The organism is Tateyamaria armeniaca (assembly GCF_045797845.1).
GTDB lineage: Bacteria > Pseudomonadota > Alphaproteobacteria > Rhodobacterales > Rhodobacteraceae > Tateyamaria > Tateyamaria armeniaca.
In genome coordinates this window covers 532,408-548,458 of record NZ_JBHDIY010000002.1, presented here as the reverse complement: position 1 = coordinate 548,458, position 16,051 = coordinate 532,408, and the positions used below count along the sequence as shown (strand labels likewise).

18 protein-coding genes and 2 pseudogenes are annotated in these 16,051 nt (G+C 60.9%); 8 read left to right on the top strand and 12 right to left on the bottom strand.

Annotated elements, in window-relative coordinates; all coding sequences use genetic code 11:
- Positions 1-20 precede the first annotated feature (20 nt).
- The 4 genes from ACERZ8_RS02725 to ACERZ8_RS02710 are packed head-to-tail and all read left to right on the top strand — an operon-like array spanning position 21 to position 1,932.
- On the top strand, positions 21-500 hold the full coding sequence (locus tag ACERZ8_RS02725; protein WP_407590579.1) for a UPF0262 family protein: 480 nt from the start codon (positions 21-23) through the stop codon (positions 498-500).
- Positions 501-962 (top strand): arsenate-mycothiol transferase ArsC, encoded by a 462-nt coding sequence (locus tag ACERZ8_RS02720; protein WP_407590578.1) that lies wholly within the window; start codon positions 501-503, stop codon positions 960-962.
- Positions 959-1,354, top strand: a complete 396-nt coding sequence (locus tag ACERZ8_RS02715) for a ketosteroid isomerase-related protein (protein ID WP_407590577.1) — start codon at positions 959-961, stop codon at positions 1,352-1,354. Before ACERZ8_RS02720 ends, ACERZ8_RS02715 begins: the two co-directional genes overlap by 4 nt.
- On the top strand, positions 1,351-1,932 hold the full coding sequence (locus ACERZ8_RS02710; RefSeq protein WP_407590576.1) for a GNAT family N-acetyltransferase: 582 nt from the start codon (positions 1,351-1,353) through the stop codon (positions 1,930-1,932). The genes ACERZ8_RS02715 and ACERZ8_RS02710 overlap by 4 nt, the downstream gene beginning before the upstream one ends.
- A gap of 7 nt (positions 1,933-1,939) precedes the next feature.
- On the opposite strand, the gene ACERZ8_RS02705 is transcribed toward ACERZ8_RS02710, so the two are convergent.
- Positions 1,940-2,302, bottom strand: coding sequence for a hypothetical protein (locus ACERZ8_RS02705; protein WP_407590575.1), 363 nt, complete (start codon positions 2,300-2,302; stop codon positions 1,940-1,942).
- A 188-nt stretch (positions 2,303-2,490) separates the two neighbouring features.
- Between ACERZ8_RS02705 and ACERZ8_RS02700 the strand changes: the two genes are divergently transcribed.
- Complete coding sequence (locus ACERZ8_RS02700; RefSeq protein WP_299726999.1) at positions 2,491-2,616, top strand: entericidin, EcnA/B family; 126 nt, start codon at positions 2,491-2,493, stop codon at positions 2,614-2,616.
- A 205-nt stretch (positions 2,617-2,821) separates the two neighbouring features.
- Here ACERZ8_RS02700 and ACERZ8_RS02695 read toward each other — a convergent pair whose 3' ends face one another.
- Positions 2,822-3,490, bottom strand: a complete 669-nt coding sequence (locus tag ACERZ8_RS02695) for a hypothetical protein (RefSeq protein ID WP_407590574.1) — start codon at positions 3,488-3,490, stop codon at positions 2,822-2,824.
- A complete protein-coding gene (locus ACERZ8_RS02690) occupies positions 3,391-4,260 on the bottom strand; it encodes a hypothetical protein (protein ID WP_407590573.1) in 870 nt (289 codons plus the stop codon). The genes ACERZ8_RS02695 and ACERZ8_RS02690 overlap by 100 nt, the downstream gene beginning before the upstream one ends.
- 65 nt (positions 4,261-4,325) lie before the next feature.
- Here ACERZ8_RS02690 and lepA point away from each other — a divergent pair.
- Both lepA and ACERZ8_RS02680 read left to right on the top strand, forming a co-directional pair.
- Positions 4,326-6,121 (top strand): annotated as a pseudogene (gene lepA / locus ACERZ8_RS02685) (translation elongation factor 4).
- Positions 6,122-6,394: 273 nt separating this feature from the next.
- Positions 6,395-7,186 (top strand): hypothetical protein, encoded by a 792-nt coding sequence (locus ACERZ8_RS02680; protein ID WP_407590572.1) that lies wholly within the window; start codon positions 6,395-6,397, stop codon positions 7,184-7,186.
- Between the two features lie 63 nt (positions 7,187-7,249).
- Here ACERZ8_RS02680 and ACERZ8_RS02675 read toward each other — a convergent pair whose 3' ends face one another.
- A complete protein-coding gene (locus tag ACERZ8_RS02675; protein WP_407590571.1) occupies positions 7,250-7,807 on the bottom strand; it encodes an REP-associated tyrosine transposase in 558 nt (185 codons plus the stop codon).
- Positions 7,808-8,494: 687 nt separating this feature from the next.
- Here ACERZ8_RS02675 and ACERZ8_RS02670 point away from each other — a divergent pair.
- The gene (locus tag ACERZ8_RS02670; RefSeq protein WP_407590570.1) at positions 8,495-8,809 is read left to right on the top strand and encodes a TraR/DksA family transcriptional regulator; all 315 of its coding nucleotides are present in this window, start codon (positions 8,495-8,497) and stop codon (positions 8,807-8,809) included.
- 62 nt (positions 8,810-8,871) lie between these two features.
- Here ACERZ8_RS02670 and ACERZ8_RS02665 read toward each other — a convergent pair whose 3' ends face one another.
- From ACERZ8_RS02665 to ACERZ8_RS02630, 8 genes and pseudogenes are all read right to left on the bottom strand, one after another.
- Entirely contained in the window at positions 8,872-9,438 is a 567-nt protein-coding gene (locus ACERZ8_RS02665; RefSeq protein ID WP_407590569.1) for a PA14 domain-containing protein, read from the bottom strand.
- Positions 9,439-9,549: 111 nt separating this feature from the next.
- Entirely contained in the window at positions 9,550-10,029 is a 480-nt protein-coding gene (locus ACERZ8_RS02660) for a class I SAM-dependent methyltransferase (protein ID WP_407590568.1), read from the bottom strand.
- Entirely contained in the window at positions 10,026-10,772 is a 747-nt protein-coding gene (locus ACERZ8_RS02655) for a polysaccharide deacetylase family protein (protein WP_407590567.1), read from the bottom strand. The genes ACERZ8_RS02660 and ACERZ8_RS02655 overlap by 4 nt, the downstream gene beginning before the upstream one ends.
- The gene (locus ACERZ8_RS02650) at positions 10,762-11,898 is read right to left on the bottom strand and encodes a glycosyltransferase family protein (RefSeq protein ID WP_407590566.1); all 1,137 of its coding nucleotides are present in this window, start codon (positions 11,896-11,898) and stop codon (positions 10,762-10,764) included. Before ACERZ8_RS02650 ends, ACERZ8_RS02655 begins: the two co-directional genes overlap by 11 nt.
- The gene (locus tag ACERZ8_RS02645; RefSeq protein WP_407590565.1) at positions 11,895-12,479 is read right to left on the bottom strand and encodes a histidine phosphatase family protein; all 585 of its coding nucleotides are present in this window, start codon (positions 12,477-12,479) and stop codon (positions 11,895-11,897) included. The genes ACERZ8_RS02650 and ACERZ8_RS02645 overlap by 4 nt, the downstream gene beginning before the upstream one ends.
- Entirely contained in the window at positions 12,476-13,477 is a 1,002-nt protein-coding gene (locus ACERZ8_RS02640) for a glycosyltransferase family 4 protein (RefSeq protein ID WP_407590564.1), read from the bottom strand. The genes ACERZ8_RS02645 and ACERZ8_RS02640 overlap by 4 nt, the downstream gene beginning before the upstream one ends.
- A gap of 62 nt (positions 13,478-13,539) precedes the next feature.
- Positions 13,540-14,777 (bottom strand): annotated as a pseudogene (locus ACERZ8_RS02635) (glycosyltransferase family 4 protein).
- Positions 14,774-15,997 carry a glycosyltransferase family protein gene (locus ACERZ8_RS02630; RefSeq protein WP_407594136.1) on the bottom strand — a complete coding sequence of 408 codons (1,224 nt, stop codon included), beginning with the start codon at positions 15,995-15,997 and terminating at the stop codon, positions 14,774-14,776. Before ACERZ8_RS02630 ends, ACERZ8_RS02635 begins: the two are co-directional and overlap by 4 nt.
- Positions 15,998-16,051: the final 54 nt, after the last annotated feature.

The following is a 16,051-nucleotide window of genomic DNA, read 5'->3' as shown; positions in this document are numbered from 1 at the left end:
CGTTGATATGACCGTTGTTTATGACCCGTATTGCTCAGATCACCCTTGACGACGCCAACCTGCCTGCGCCCACGCCCGAGATCGAGCAAGAGCGCAAGGTGGCGATGTTTGACCTGCTTGAGGACAACACATTTGTGTTGCCCGCGCGGGACGGGCGCGCCGTGCCCGAAGGCCCGTATTCTGTCAGCCTGTCCATCCGTGACAAGCGGCTGGTCTTTGACGTGCAGACGGAAGCGGCGGAAAAGGCGGCGGAATTTCACCTGTCTCTTGGACCCTTCCGGCAGGTCGTCAAAGACTATTTCCAAATCTGCGAAAGCTATTTCGAGGCGGTCAAGAAACTGCCCCCGTCGCAGATCGAAACCATCGATATGGCGCGCCGCGGTATCCACAACGAAGGCAGCCGGGTCTTGCAGGAACGCCTTGAGGGCAAGGCCGAAGTCGACACCGACACGGCCCGCCGCCTGTTCACCCTGATCTGTGTCTTGCATTTTGGCGGATAAATGACGCACCCCCTGCCGCAATCCGTGCTCTTTTGCTGCGATCACAATGCGGTCCGGTCCCCGATGGCCGAAGGGATCATGAAGAAGTTTTACGGCCAGGGCACCTATGTCCAGTCGGTTGGCGTCAAGAACGATATGGAGATCGACGGTTTTTCCATAGCCGTCTGTCAGGAGCTGGATGTCGAGTTGAGCCGCCACCGGTCTCGCAGTTTTGACGAGATGGAACAGTGGGGCGATGATCTGTCATCCTTTGATCTGGTCGTCGCCCTGTCCCCGGCCAGCCAGCGCCGCGCACTGGAACTGACGCGTTTTTATCACCTTGAAGTCGAATACTGGCCCATCCTTGATCCCACCGGATTGGGCGAGACCCGCGAAGCAAAACTGACCAGCTACCGTTCGGCCCGTGATCAGATCATTGCGCGTCTGGTGGAACGCTGGGGCCCGGCGCAGGAGGCATCATGATGCAAGTGGTCACGCGTTACTTTGATGCGTTCAATGCGGGCGATACGGATGCCATGCTGGCGTGCCTGACCGATGACGTGGCCCATCACGTCAATGAAGGGCAAGTGCGCAAAGGGCGCACCGCCTTTGCAGAATTCTGCGCCCACATGAGCCGCTGTTATGCCGAGACGCTGAGCGATATCGTGATCCTGTCTGATCCCTCGGGCACACGCGCTGCCGCCGAATATGTTGTGAACGGCACCTATCTTGTCACCGATGAGGGCCTGCCCGAAGCGCATGGGCAAACCTATCAGCTGCCCGCCGGGTCGTTCTTTGACATCGTGGACAGGCGCATCGCGCGGGTGACAACCTATTACAACCTAGCAGACTGGACCCGGCAGGTGTCGGCATGAGGTTGGAAACCCTCACCGGCGCGGCCCTGACCGAGGCGCTGGATGACATTGCCCGGGTGCGCATCGCTGTCTTTCGCGATTGGCCCTATCTTTATGAAGGGACGCTTGAAAGCGAACGCGAGTACCTGCAGGCCTACGAGCATTCCGAGCGTGCGCTGGCGCTGGCTGTCTATGACGGGGATTGGCTTGTCGGGGCTTCGACTGGCGCGCCGCTGACCGAACATATCGGTGATTTTGCGCGCGCCTTCGCGGGCTCCTCTATCGACATTGATACGATGTTTTACTGTGGGGAAAGCGTGCTGTTGCCGCGCTATCGCGGACGCGGGCTGGGCCACCGTTTCTTTGACGAGCGCGAGGAATACGCACGCGGCATGGGGTTCACTCAAATCTGTTTCGCAAGCGTCATGCGCCCGCCTGATCATCCGCTCAGACCATCAGCCTACCTGCCGCTTGACCCGTTCTGGAAAAAGCGCGGATACGAGCGCCTTCCGGGCGTCGTGGCCCGCTATGCGTGGAAAGACGTGGATCAGGTGGTCGAGACGGAAAAGCCCCTGCAGATCTGGGCGCGCGATCTCTGACTGACCATCAGCGGCAGATCTGTGCCGCACTGTCGCCAAAAGCCTTCCAGCGCAGCCAGAACCGTTCGTCAATCGCGCGGTTCGAGGTGCGTACTTCCTGTGCCTGATGCGGGTTCTTGAAAAAGCCCGCACCGCGCCGCTGGTCGTCCGCTGCCAAAGACTGGTTGGCCACCGCCTGCACGCAGCCGCATTGCGCCCGGTTCGCCTGTTTGCGATCCGATTGCAGACAGGCCGAATAGATCGGCCCGGTGGCAAACAGGGACACCGGCGCGCGTGGTGCTGCGGCACTGGAATAGCGCCCGGACCCGCTGGAACAGGCGGTCAGGGCGATGGCGGCTACACCCGTGATCAGGATCAACGTTGGTCTCATAAAGGAACTGCTCTGATCTGCTCTGGCGGGTTGTCCCGCTCTGATGGCGCAGACTATGCCGGATTTCGCCGCCAAGAGCAATTCACGAAGCAGCGTGCCGTTTGGGCGATGTTTACCCCGGTGCAAGGCGGCATTTGACCCGCGCCAGAGGCCCGCCTATATCGGGGCGAGCAAAACCGGAGTTTCCCATGGCCCGCACCCGCCTGATCCTGATCGCACTCATCGCAACCGCAACCCTCGCCGCCTGCGAAACGGCCAAAGGGGTAGGACGGGACATCACGCGAGCGGCGGATGCGGTTGATCGGGCGATTTAAGCGTCGCGCCGTGGGTCATCACCGGTAGGGCGTCGTTCACCCCACCACGCCACCTTAGCGGCAAACTCGGTATTTTTGGCTTCATGCAAAATCAAAGCTTGTGCCGCGCCCGAGCCTCCCCTCGTGGAGGGCGCTACACGCCCACCCAGTGTCGAGCGCTGTAGTATCCACGCTCTTCAAGTGGTCTGCCGATGGTGCGGCTAGGTTATAGCGGCGGACCACCTTCAGGCGGGTCTTGAAATGCATCCAAAAGCTTGCGCGCCATTTTCCACAACCATTCGATGCGAGCAGCCCCTTTTTTGGTTTTGTCGATCCATTCGACGATAGTTGTTGAGTAATTCGCAAAGCGGGCGCGAACAAATCTTCCAACCCTTTTGCCGCTCGCTACCGCGCGCCCGTCAGCACGGATGATTTCCGCAGCTTCTCCGATGGCTTCCTCAGCGACAACGTCGGTGAACTCCTCCAATTCCTGTTGATCAATAGGTTCTGGATTCTGGCGTACATACAATTGCGCTGCGCGCAGACAGCGTTTGCGCGCGAGGTCATCTGTGTCACATATTTCCTCGGCACCCGAGAACGCAGCGGCTTGAAGCCGGATCAATGCCCCATCTTCTGGATACAAATCACCCAAATTGGTTTGAAACATCAGACTTGCGTCGTTCAAAAGACCCGCAACCGCGCTTGGATTGCTGCTTTGAAGTGCTTGGGAAATTGCGACCGCTTCCGGGCAGGTGTCGTCAAAGCCATTATTTCCGCCACTTTCGAGAGCGGTTGTCAGCGCACCGCCAACGCGCTCTCTAATGTATTGCAGCAGTTCCGTGGGGAGCGGTTCTTCGGCGTCCAGTTGAAATGCTGTATCGTCGGCATTGCGCACCAGAGGAACAGACACTTGTGTCCGCCGACGCGCCTCAATCCCCGGATCGCCTCGGCAACCTTGGCCAGCGCATCCTCTCCTTCCCACAGAGCAGGCGGCAATGTCGCCACCTCGATTGCGAGGTCCCAATCGCGGAACGTGCCGTCCCACATCTGCGCGTACCAGCGCCGGAAAAAGGTCCAGTCCGAGTGACTATCAAGGAAGGTCAATAATTCGACATGATCTCGGTCTTGACTAATTCTTTCTTCGGTTTGATCCCAAACAGCCATTTGCAACAACATGCTTGACTGGTTCTGAGCATCAGCCTCAGCGGCATCAATGATGCGACCATGTACAAAGGTTAGACAGCGGGCTGCTGCGTCTAGGTCCCAAGCGGCATTGGCCGCGTCTACAACAGTGGAGTAGGATCGACTGGAAGCAATAAGGCCCATGGCGCTAGAGTCCGCAGAACTCGCGGTGGAATGCTCTACATTGCTGGCCCTACCGGCGGCCCAGCGAACGTCATCGGAATCTAAGGCAACAGCAGCAAATTGGGCGGCGGATTCCAACTCACTCCTACCTTCCTGTCGACCCACACCTAGAACCGCAGTCGCAAGCACTGCACGAAACACAGCCAGCGCAAGCCTGTCTTGCAAATCCCCCCTTGCTTGGCCAATTCCCGCCAAAACGCGCAGGGCCACTCGGCTGCACATCACACATCGCTTTTCAATGCTTTGAGTTTCGAGCCACGCTCGCACGCTCGCTGCGTTTGAAAAATCAACCTCAGTCACACACACCCAACCCGCAAAACACCATCCCCATTGACCACCCCCAAAAACCCCTACATATCCCAACCATGACACCGCTTTCACATATCCGCAATTTCTCCATCGTCGCCCATATCGACCACGGGAAATCTACGCTTGCCGACCGCCTCATCCAGTCGACCAACACGGTCTCTGAACGGGATATGAAGGCGCAGCTGCTTGACAGCATGGACATCGAGCGCGAGCGCGGGATCACCATCAAAGCCCAGACAGTCCGCATCAACTACACCGCGCAAAATGGCGAGGATTACGTGTTGAACCTGATCGACACGCCCGGCCACGTGGATTTCGCCTACGAGGTTTCCCGCTCCATGCGCGCGGTCGAAGGCTCGCTTTTGGTTGTCGATGCAAGCCAGGGGGTCGAGGCGCAGACGCTTGCAAACGTCTATCACGCCATCGATGCGGATCATGAAATTGTCCCAATTCTCAACAAGATAGACCTGCCTGCCGCCGATTGCGACCGGGTCGCCGAACAGATCGAGGACGTGATCGGGATTGATGCCTCGGGTGCCATTCAGGTCTCTGCCAAGACCGGGCAGGGCATCACCGAAACGCTCGAAGCGATCGTACAGCACCTGCCCGCCCCCAAGGGGGTCGAGGATGCGCCCCTGAAGGCGATGCTGGTGGACAGCTGGTACGACAGCTACCTCGGCGTGATCGTTCTGGTGCGTGTGATCGACGGGCGGTTGAAAAAGGGGGAGAAGGTCAGGTTCCTCTCCAACAACACAGTCCACCACGTGGACCGGATCGGCGTGTTCCGTCCGGCGATGCAGGTCGTCGACAGCCTCGGGCCCGGCGAGATCGGCTTCCTGACCGCCTCGATCAAGCAGGTGCGGGACACCCGCGTGGGCGACACGATCACACACGAGCGCAAGGAAGTGACGCCGCTGCCGGGCTTCAAACCAGCGCAACCGGTAGTTTTCTGCGGTCTGTTCCCCGTCGACAGCAACGAGTTCGAAGACCTGCGCGACGCCATCGACAAGCTGGCCTTGAACGACGCCTCCTTCAGTTTCGAGATGGAGACTTCGGCCGCGCTGGGCTTTGGCTTTCGATGCGGATTCCTTGGGCTCTTGCACCTCGAAGTGATCCGCGACCGGATTGAGCGGGAATATGACATCGAACTGATCACGACGGCGCCGTCGGTGATCTATCATGTCTATGAACGCGACGGGTCGATGACTGAGCTGCACAACCCGGCCGACATGCCTGACCCGTCCACCATCGACCATGTGGAGGAGCCGCGGATCAAGGCGACGATCCTTGTGCCCGACGACTACCTCGGTGACGTGCTGAAACTGTGTCAGGAGCGGCGGGGCATCCAGATGGACCTGACCTATGCGGGCAGCCGCGCGATGACGGTCTATGATCTGCCGCTCAACGAAGTAGTGTTCGATTTCTATGACCGGCTGAAATCGGTGACGAAGGGGTACGCGTCTTTTGATTATCAACTCACGGGGTACCGGCAGGACAATCTGGTCAAGATGTCGATCCTTGTGAACGATGAGCCAGTGGATGCGCTGTCGATGATGGTGCACCGCGACCGGGCGGAGATGCGAGGGCGGGCGATGGTGGAGAAGCTGAAGGACCTGATCCCGCGCCACATGTTCAAGATCCCGATCCAGGCGGCCATCGGGGGCAAGGTGATCGCGCGCGAGACCCTGTCGGCGATGAGGAAGGATGTGACGGCCAAATGCTACGGGGGGATGCCACCCGGAAACGGAAGCTGCTCGACAAGCAGAAGGCCGGGAAAAAGAAAATGCGCCAGTTCGGGAAGGTCGACATCCCGCAGGAAGCGTTCATTTCAGCGCTGAAAATGGACGGGTAACGGCTCCGGTTTTTTGCTGCCGTTGAGGGGTGTCCCAGCGTGGGACATGACTCGGGGTGTGTGAAATCAATGGGTTACAGAGGTGAATTAGGGGTTCGTTAGGGTTTTGAGGACCCTAAAACCAAAAAAGTTTCTGTAGCGCATTCGTATTCGCCTTGGGGCGCTAATTTTTTTTCGGATACGTAAGAAAAAGTTGCCAAGTCTCAGAAGACTAGTATTCTGATGTCGAGATTGGATTGCAACTGAAGATGTTTTTTTAGAGACTGAAATATTATGGATGATGATCAGTTAAAGATTGTAGTGAAGGCGTTTCGCCGACAGATTGTGGGTATATTTGGACTTTTGTTTGTCGGCATAGCCGGTGCATTATTCTTAATCTATTCAGACATAAGGGCGGATATTGCATCAAATTCTGGAGACTTGGCTGAAATCAGAGCGATTGCTTCAGACAACTCAGCCAGTATTTTGGCTGCAATTACGGAAGTAAGAGCGAACGGTTCGAAAATCGTTACAAATACTGGTTTGATAAACTCAGATAAACGAGAGCGTACATCCATTTCCGAAGTTCTTTTTCGTGTATCTGAGGATGTCGGTCGCATCGATGGACGTCTTGGGATGCTGCCGGAACGCATCGAAGAACTTGACGAGTTGAAGTTGCAGGTCGCGAACAGTGAAGAAAGGTTGGAGGATGCATTCCTTGCCGCGATTGAAGCTGTAGCAACGATCGACAACTTGGCCGCAGGACTAAATGCCGCATGTGAAGACGCGGCGATCCTTCGTGCGGAAAGAATTTCTTCTCTATATTCCGACGATGAAACCAGACAGCTATTACAAAGAGCGCGGCCGAGCGCAAAAAATAGAGAGATATTTTTTAAAAATAGAAGTAATTTCTTTGTTTCTGTATCATGTGGAAATGTATATTTTTTATTCGAAGATGAACAGGATGTTGTTGATCCAATCCTAATCAATGCTATTTCTGACGTGGCTCGAAATATTTCACCAATATACCTTTTTGAACACGATGACAGAAACTCTATAGGTAGTGAACTTCTTTGGAGGTTTTGACCGAAAAGTGACGATTAGCTTAAGTGCAGTCAATTGACGCCATCGGTGGGGTGAAGCCCCGCCCTACGTCAAGTTCATGTGGACTTGAAAACGGGTGTCGCGATGTACGCTGGAATAGGGCCAGTCTTCGGGGCGTTCGACGAAGCCGTGTTTCACGGGGTTCAGCCAGCAGTAGCGGACGTGTGCCCAATAGTCGGCCTCATCCCGAATGTGATGTTCCCAGAACCGGCGTTGCCATATGCCTGCATCCCCCTTCGCGATCTTGCTTGGGGAGCGGGGTAGGGTGGGGTTCCACCCCACCGCGTGTCCGAGATGTTTCGCATGGGTGGGTTGAAAACCCACCCTACCCTTGTCACGTATGTTGCGTGTGAAACGTGCTTTGATCGCGCCCCAGCGTGTGCCGTAGTCGCGATCTCCGCTCGGCAACGTCCAGACGCAATGTAAATGGTCGGGCAGGACGACGAAGGCGTCGATGTCGAACGGGCGTTCGTTGCGGGTGATCCGCACAGCTGTGCGCAGCGCCTCGACCTCATCAACCAGCAACCGCCCGCCCCGTTGCGCGAGGGCGACGGTGAAGAAGATGGTGGCGCCGGTGACCTTGGGGCGGAGGTAATTGGGCATATCGGATCATGGGTGTGGGATGGTTAATGGTGCGTGAAACCACGCACCCGACGTTTTTTGCGGCCCCCAAAACCCGCCCCATACGACACCAAATCTGACCCATTCTAACGCACCGTCCCACAACAGAATTTCGCACTTATCCCCGACTTATCCCCCGAAAATAACCCATAGTATTCAACACTTTATCCACAAGAAATTCCGCATCGGCCCTATTTTTCTGTTGCACGACTCGCCCCCCTATCGCAATCTCAACTCACCGGCGCAGCGTTCTTCGAACAAAGCGGTGGACGCAAAGGCCCCTCAGGGTGGCAAGCAGAACTGGATAGATCCCTCGGGGTCAGGTCAGTCGAGCAGAAGCCAGGAGGATGCAGGCTCATATCGTGTGGATCGGAAACGGTCGTGACGACAGGGCGGTGTCAAAAGGGTTGATGCGGGGGAGCGTGGGTCGCAAGGCGCGCACTCTCGGCGATGGGTGGCAACACCCCGAGCAAGCTGGGCCCAAATCGCCCTCTGGGGGGATGATAGGTTCAAGAAGGCGTCAGGATGGCGAGGGCTTCGGTCCGGACCACCGGGCGCCTTTCGCTTTTCCAGCCCTGCGCAACACGCCGCCGCACGGCTTGATTTGTGTCAAGGCGCGCAGGCCCGCCCCGCCCCATCCTGTCTGTCAAACAAGACAGGAGATGTGTGATGCGCATTGCAGACCGACAACAGGCCCTTGAGGCCCGCCGCGCCGAACTGGTGGGCGATCTGACCGAGATCGAGCAGCAGCTGGATGCCCCGGCCCCGAAAGACCTCGAAGATCGCTCGTCCGAGCGGCAGGGGGACGAGGTGCTGGAGGCGTTGGGCCATGCCGAACTGAACGAGGTCATCCGCATTGACGCCGCCCTTGCCCGGATTGCGGCCGGGACCTACGGGGATTGCGTGAAATGCGGGGTCGAGATTTCGAAGGCCCGTCTGGATCTGCTGCCCGCGACGCCGTTCTGCAAGTCCTGCGCTGTGTGAGCGGACGACAAAAGGAGGGCGCTGTTGAGGCACCCCCCTTTGGATGGTTTCGCGATTGCGGGTTACTTGTAGCCGAAGGCGGAGTCCGGCATCCAGTCGGGTGCGCCTTGACCAGCCTTCATCAGCAGGCATGACGTGCCCACCCGTTGGAAATAGGTGATGTCGACCGGGTACCATCCGGCCTGTGGCACCTCGACCTGCACCGCAGGCGTTTCCCGGCAGCTTTGCCGCCCGTCGAAATAGCCGACCTCTTGTCCGCCGATCTTGGCGTCGAGCCCGTCATTGGTCAGGAATTCGATTGTATAGGTGCCCGCACTGTCGAATTTCACATAGCCCGTGATCCCGGCCACCACGTGTTCGGCCTGTTTGGAGGTGAGTGTCTTTTCCCCCTGTGCGGTGTCGCGGTAGTCGAGCCCTTTGAGCGGTGTGCCGGGCTTGGCCTCTTTGAGGTAGCGTTCGGCCTGCCGCAGCGTCTTGACGTCCAGCGGGTACACATATTCCACGGCCAGCCCGGATTTGAGGCCGCTGGGCTGCGGGTTGGCTGGTTTCAGTTTGAGTGGTGCGGCAAAGGCGGCGCCCGCCACCATGAGTGCTGCGCCTGCCAGCGCAGCCGTTCTTAACATCGTCATTCCGTTTACTCCCCTTGGACTGGCCACTTTGCTGTGGCCTTGAATTGGCAACAGTCTAAAATGGAGCACGCGCGGATGACAACCGGTCACACGGCGATTGTGATGCGGACGTTACGGCGCGCGGTAGAACAGGTAGCGTTCCGGGTCGATTGTGTCCGGCCCTGTGATCTGTTCGAGCCCGATCAGCGGTTGTTGCGACAGCACCAGCCCGCCCGGCGCCATCACGGCCGCAATCAGTGGTGACAGCGCCCCGCCTTCGGCCACGTCCAGATCCTTGATCCCGTGCCCGAAGTCATAGTGCGCGAGCGCCATCTTGCAGCCCTGAGAGGCCAGATGGCGCAGCATGTCGTCCGCCTCCCCCTGCAGGAAGTTTTCCGCAGGCGGTACGCAACTGGGGTGCGGTTTCAGCACCCGGTCGATCACCCAGATCCGCCGGTTCGGGATTTCCTGCCGAAGGTGGTCATAGGTCCGCCCGTTGCCCAGCCCCATTTCGAGGACGTCGCCATCGGTGTCCCGGATCAGGCTGGCTGCCCAGTTGATCCCGTCGATCTGCGCGCTGAGGCGGCGGCGCATGGACTCTAGTCTGCTCATGTTGTGGTCTCCGTCGTCCATGGTGTTGCGCCGCCATCCTGCATTTCCTGAACGAAGGCTGCGGTGAAGTTCCAGATTGCGTCTGTGTGCACAAGATGGTGGGTGAGAATGCCAAACGGCTCAGTATGGTCCTCGACGCCCGCCCGGCGCGCATCAAGGTGCGCGCAGGTTTGGGTGATCAGCTGGTCGGGCTCCACAAGGTCGCGCGTCCCTTTCCACCAGATAGGGTCGATATGGGTGTTGATCTGGGCAAGGCCGGGGGCGGCATCGGGTGCTTTGCGGGGCCCAAAGGTCGACAGGGCCGTGTAGCCTTGGGCGGGCAGACCCCGGATGACATCGGCGCTGACCCGGTTCCACGGGGGGACGAACATGGGCCTGAGTTGCACTCCGAACAGGTGTCTCATCCGCTCCATCGCGCGCGCCGCATCACGGGCAGCATCCGGGCGTTGGGTCATGAATTCGTTCTTTTTGTCGTCACCCGCGCTGTGATCGTGATGCGCCCAGCCGTGCACAACCGGGACAAGCCGGTCGGGATCAATGGCCTGCACCAGCGTGTCCTGCGCGTGGGCCGGGATGATGGCGAGGTGGATCGGCATACCCGTGCGCGCACCAAGGGCGGCGAGGCGATCCAAGGCCGGAGTTGCCGCCACGGCGTCATCGTCGCGCCACCAGAACGGCAAATCGAGGCCGTCGGCGCGATACCGGGCGAGGGCGGCGCGCAGCGGTGTCCAGTCACAGGCCATCTGTTTGCCTTGTTCGCAACGCGCGCGTGATGTCGACTGTCCGCGCTGCCCCGTCCATCCCAATGGTGCGGGGCGGGCGGGCGCGTTGACCCTGCACATCGTCAAGCGCCATGACCAGGGCAGGGCCGCTCAGCGCATCCTGTCGCAGAACTTCTATGCCGTCCTGCGCGCTCAGCGCGTCGGCGCGCAGGCCCTGTTCGACTTCGCCCTCGTCGTCGAAGGGCACAAAGACAGCGGGGACGCCGGTTTGCATCACGTCGAGCGCCGTGTTGTAGCCGCACATGGATACCGAGGCCACCGCCCCCTGCAGCAACTTGCGAAAGTCGGGGCGCGGGCGTTCAACGCCCACATGCAGGGGCGCCTTGCTGATCAGCTTGTCGCGCCGCGCACTTGGCCCTCCGACGAGAAACAGCCAGTGCACCTGAGGCATGAGGTAAGCGGCATCAAGTGCGGCGTCGAACATGCGGTCGCCGACGCTGCCGCCGCCTGCGCTGACAAGAATCGTGTGGTTCGGGCGTGGGTCGTATGCAGGGGGCGCAGGCGCGACAAAGCCGGTGTAATGCAGGGCATGGCCCATGACTTCCGACACCGGCCAACTGCTCTCCAGCGCCACCACGTCGGGGTCCGAGTGAACCAGCACGCCGTCATAGAAACGCCCGACCATGTCTTCGGCAAAGGCGGCCTTGGCCGGTTTGCCGGGTGGGGCAAGGATGTCGCGGACAGATCCGAGGATCAGCGGGGGGTTGCCCATGCCAGTCGCCGCCTCAAGCAGAGTGCGGAATTCGTCGCGCAGGATGCGGCGGCCAAAGGGGAACAACTCGGTAATGAGCACGTCAGGCACAAAGTCAGTGAGCGTCTTGATCAGTTGATCTGCGCGCGCCTGCATGTGATCGGGGCCTGCGATGTCAGGGCCGTCCTGCAACAGGGTGGTAAAGTCCGTGCCGTCCGAGCGGACGGGGGGCAATTGCACAAGGGTCAGCCCAGTGGAATCAAAATGCGGCACCCTTGTTCCGCCGCTCACAACCAGCACCTGATCCCCGGCATCGCGGAACGCCCGCCCAAAGGTCAGCGCCCGTGCCAGATGGCCCGTGCCCAGCAGGTGTGTGACGACGATCATCACCTTCATGGCGTGCGTCCGATCAGGCGTTCGGGTGCGTCGTATGTTGTCCAGTCTGTGCCGTCGATATGCAGCACAAAGAGCCGGTTGCGCTTGATCGTGAAGGGGGCGGGGCCGTCAAAATCCCAGCCCGTCGCCATGGCCATCAAGACCCGCATCACGCCGATGTGGCAAATTGCGACTGTGTCGCGGTTCAGGGCTGTGGCCCATGGGTGCAAGCGTGCGCGCAAGTCTTCGGGGCGTTCGCCGCCCGGTGGGCAATAGTCCCATCCCCAGTGTTCGATATCGCGAAACCCGGAGTCCGGGTCCGCCTTCAGCACTTTGCCATGTGCCCCTTCCCAATCGCCCCAATTCATCTCCATCAGGGCGGGTTCGGCGCGGGGTGTGCGCCCGGTGACCAGTGCGCCCGTTTCCATGGCGCGCGACAGCGGACTTGCCACGATGTCGGCGTTTTCCCATCCCGGCGGCAGGCGCAGGTCGCGCAGTTGCGCGCGCGCCGCGTCGTCGAGCGGGATGTCAGTGCGCCCCTGAATGCGGCCCGCGCGGTTCCACGCGGTGTGGCCGTGGCGCAAGAGGGCAAGCCGGATCATGTCAGCGCCTCGATCGTCTGGTGCAGTGTTTGGGCCGCCGCCCCCAGCAGATGATGCGCGTCGACTTCGGTGCGTGCGCGTGTCCCTGCGGCCCGGCGTGCGCTGGCATCCGTGGCCAGGTGGACGATGCGTTCGGCCATTTCGACAGGCCCGCCATCGATGTTGCACATTGGCCCGTGCACCACGTCGCGCACGCCGGGACGGTCCTGTGCGATCACGGGCACGCCTGCGGCCTGCGCTTCGAGGTAGGTCAGGCCAAAGGCTTCGTTCACGCCGGGCCAGAGCATCATGCTGGCCTGTGCATAAAGCGCGTCGAGCCCATCTGCGTCCAGCGCGCCGCGCATGTGCACGCGCTGCCCAAAGGGTGCCATCAGCGCGGTGACGTCATCCCGGGCCGGTCCATCGCCTGCGATGTCGAGCCGCCAGTCGAGCCTGTCGGGCAGGGCCGCAAGCGTGTCTGCGATCAGCCGGTACGAGGCCAGCTTGTCCCCGTGGCGCATCATGCCGACGCTCAGCATAGGCCCGGTGAGCGTGCTGGCCCCGGGCAAGTCGCTGCGCGCAAGGAATGGGGCAAGGTGGTGCAGCATTTGGCCGTCAGGTGCATCCCGGCGCAGCGTTTCCGCGTCCCTTTGGGTGACGTAGAAGATCGCCTGTGCCGCATTGCTGGCGGCCTCGGCAGCGTGCGCGAACTGTGCCCACGGCCCTGTCAGCCGTTTGCGCGCGCGGGTGCTTTCGACCTGGATGTATGGAATGTCGAGGGCATGTGCGACCTTGGGGCCGATCAGATCGGGGGCCTTGTAGTAGTTGTGATAGGTCAGCCAGATGCGCCAGTTCTTTGCGCTGTCGGAGGCCAGCAGTCTTGTCACCTCGGCCTCTGCTTCAGCGATCAGGGTGTCCTGCCGCGCGCTGTCTCCGGCCCCGTCGTATAGCCGCAGAGCGGAGGCGCGCTGCACGGTGTACCCGCCCGCCTCAAGGGCGGCGACAAGGGCCCGTGCCATGGCCCTATCCCCGGAGGGCACCGGGTGATCCGGGGGTTTGAGCGGGGCGAAGAAGGCGACCGTCATTGCGCCATCACCGCGCGCAACCGACGCGCAAGGTGGTCGATGCCGGGCTGCATCGTGAAATCCGCGTGCAGGCGTTTGTGTGCTGCTTTCGCGAGGGTTGGCCCGAGGCTTGGCGTTTTGGCGAGCCGTTCCATTTCGCCCGCCAGTGTTTCGGGATCATCTGCACAGAGGATGCCATGCACGCCAGTGTCGATGAATTCAGGGATGGCAGAGACGGGGGTGGAGAGGATGGGGAGCAGTTGGCTCGCCGCTTCCATCAGGACGTTGGGCAGGCCGTCGCGGTCACCGTCCGTGGCGATGCGGCTGGGCAGCACGAACAGGTCGGCGGCGCGCATGGCGGCGATCACCTCGGGTTGATCGCAGGCGCCCCGCCACGTGATGCGGGCGCTGATCCCGTGCGCCTCGGCGCGTGCACGCATGTCGTTGTTCAGGGTACCGCCGCCGATATGGGTCCAGTGCCAGTCGATGTCTGGGGGCAAAAGGGCGAGCGCGTCGATAAGTCGGTCAAACCCTTTTTTCTCGACCAGCCGCCCGACAGACAGCAGGGCATAGGGGTCACCCGGTTTGCGCGCCGCGCGGTCGGGCGGGTCGGGAAAGCGGGACAGGTCGAGGCCGTGATAGACCAGATCGACCGGGGTGGTGGCCGCCAGATCGTTCAGGTGATCCGCCCCGAAGGCCGTGCAGGTTGCCCCAAACGCGGCCCCGGTGCTGTCCTCGTCCAGCTTTTCGCGCAGCTCCCACTCGGGGAGGTCCAGATGTCCTTTGCATGGGCGGAAAAGGCCCAAGGCACGCCGCGCAGGCCCGCCGCGTAGCGTGCGACCGAGGACGGCGTGTGCAGAAAGTGGGCATAGATCGCGTCGGTGCCTGCGGGCAGTTCGCGGGCCATCACGCAGGCCTGACCAAAACGGCGCACGCGGTTGCGGGTGACGTCACGGGACAGGTCGCGCAGAAACTGCGCGCCCGTGCGCCAGAAGGCCGGGCGCGCCATGGACGAAAACACGCCGCGCAGCACGCGCCACGGTTCGTTATGCAGATATTCAGGCAGGTAATGCACAGGTGCTGCCAACTGATCGTGCAGCGGGTGTGTCTTGGTATCTGTGGGATGACGCAGCGACCATATAGCAAAGTCTATGCCCGCACGTTCCAGCGCCACCAGTTCCTGGGCGATGAATGTTTCTGACAGGCGCGGCCATCCTTTGACGGCCACGGCCAGACGCGGCCCGCTTGACCTCATTCGGCTGCGTCGATCAGCGATGAGCGCATCAGCAGGCGGGCGCGTTCGATCACGACGTCCAGACCATCCAGCAGACCGTCGGCCCCGGCCTGCGAGGGGCGTTGCTGGTGGGGCAGGGCGCGGATGGCGGCAATCATCGACTCCGCTGACAGCCCGTCGCGGAATTCATCGAGGTTGCGCACCAGCCCCAGTTCTTCGGCGCGGTGCGCGCGGATCCACTGTTCCAGCCGCGGCTTGGTGCGGGGCACGATGACAGCGCGCTGATCGAAAGACAGGACTTCGCAGAACGTGTTGTAGCCGCCCATGCAGATCACGCCCTGCGCGCCTGCAAACAGCGATTCAATGCGGCTGTCAAAACCGGTCGCCGTCACGCGTCCGTCCAGTGCGGCGACGCGGGTTTCGAACGCATCACGGGTGTCGCCGGACAGGAAGGGGCCGTAGACCAGCACCGCGTGGGGGCCAAGGTCGGGGTCTTGTTCGTAGGCCTTCAGGACAAGATCAACCATCGCCTCACCATCGCCGCCCCCGCCGGGGGTGATCAGGATGTAGGGTGTGTCGGGCACGTCTGCCGGGTCGATGATGGCGCGGCGCAAATAGCCCGTCCAATGGGTCCGGGCGCGCACCGCGTCCGACAAGGGCAGGCCCTGCGTCGGGTCATAGACGGATTTCGGGCCATAAACCCACACCTCGTCATAATACTTCTCGGTCGCCTCCAACGCCCCTTTGCGCTGCCATTCGGATTCAAGCACTTCGGGTTCGTCCAGCACGTCGCGCAGACCCAGCACGATACGGGTGCGCCCGCTTTGTGTCAGGGTTTCAAGTGTCGGCAAAAGTTCGCCGCGAAAACCGGTGGGTTCCTTGTCGACGATCAACAGGTCGGGGTCATATTGCGTGATGGTCGAATTGATCAGACCCTCGCGCAGCGATGTCGTGGCCTCAAGCCCCATGCCGGAGTTCTGGCTGACATAGCTGCCATCGGCCAGTTTCTTGACGCCCGGCAGGCGCACGTGATCGACCGCGCGTGGAAAGGTAAAGCGACCCGCCACAGGACTGCCCGTCAGGATGATGGCCGAGCCGACAGTGCCTGATTGCGTGAGGGCCGAGGCCAGTGCACGGCTGCGGCGCAGATGCCCAAGGCCGAACGTATCGTGGCTGTAAAGAACGACGCGTCTCGGGCGCTGCCCGGACAAACCCGGTGTGGCATGTTTGTAAGCGCCCATCGTGATCGTCTTGTTCCTGTTCTTTCCGGCCACTTCCCTGGAGTGTCCGGAAAA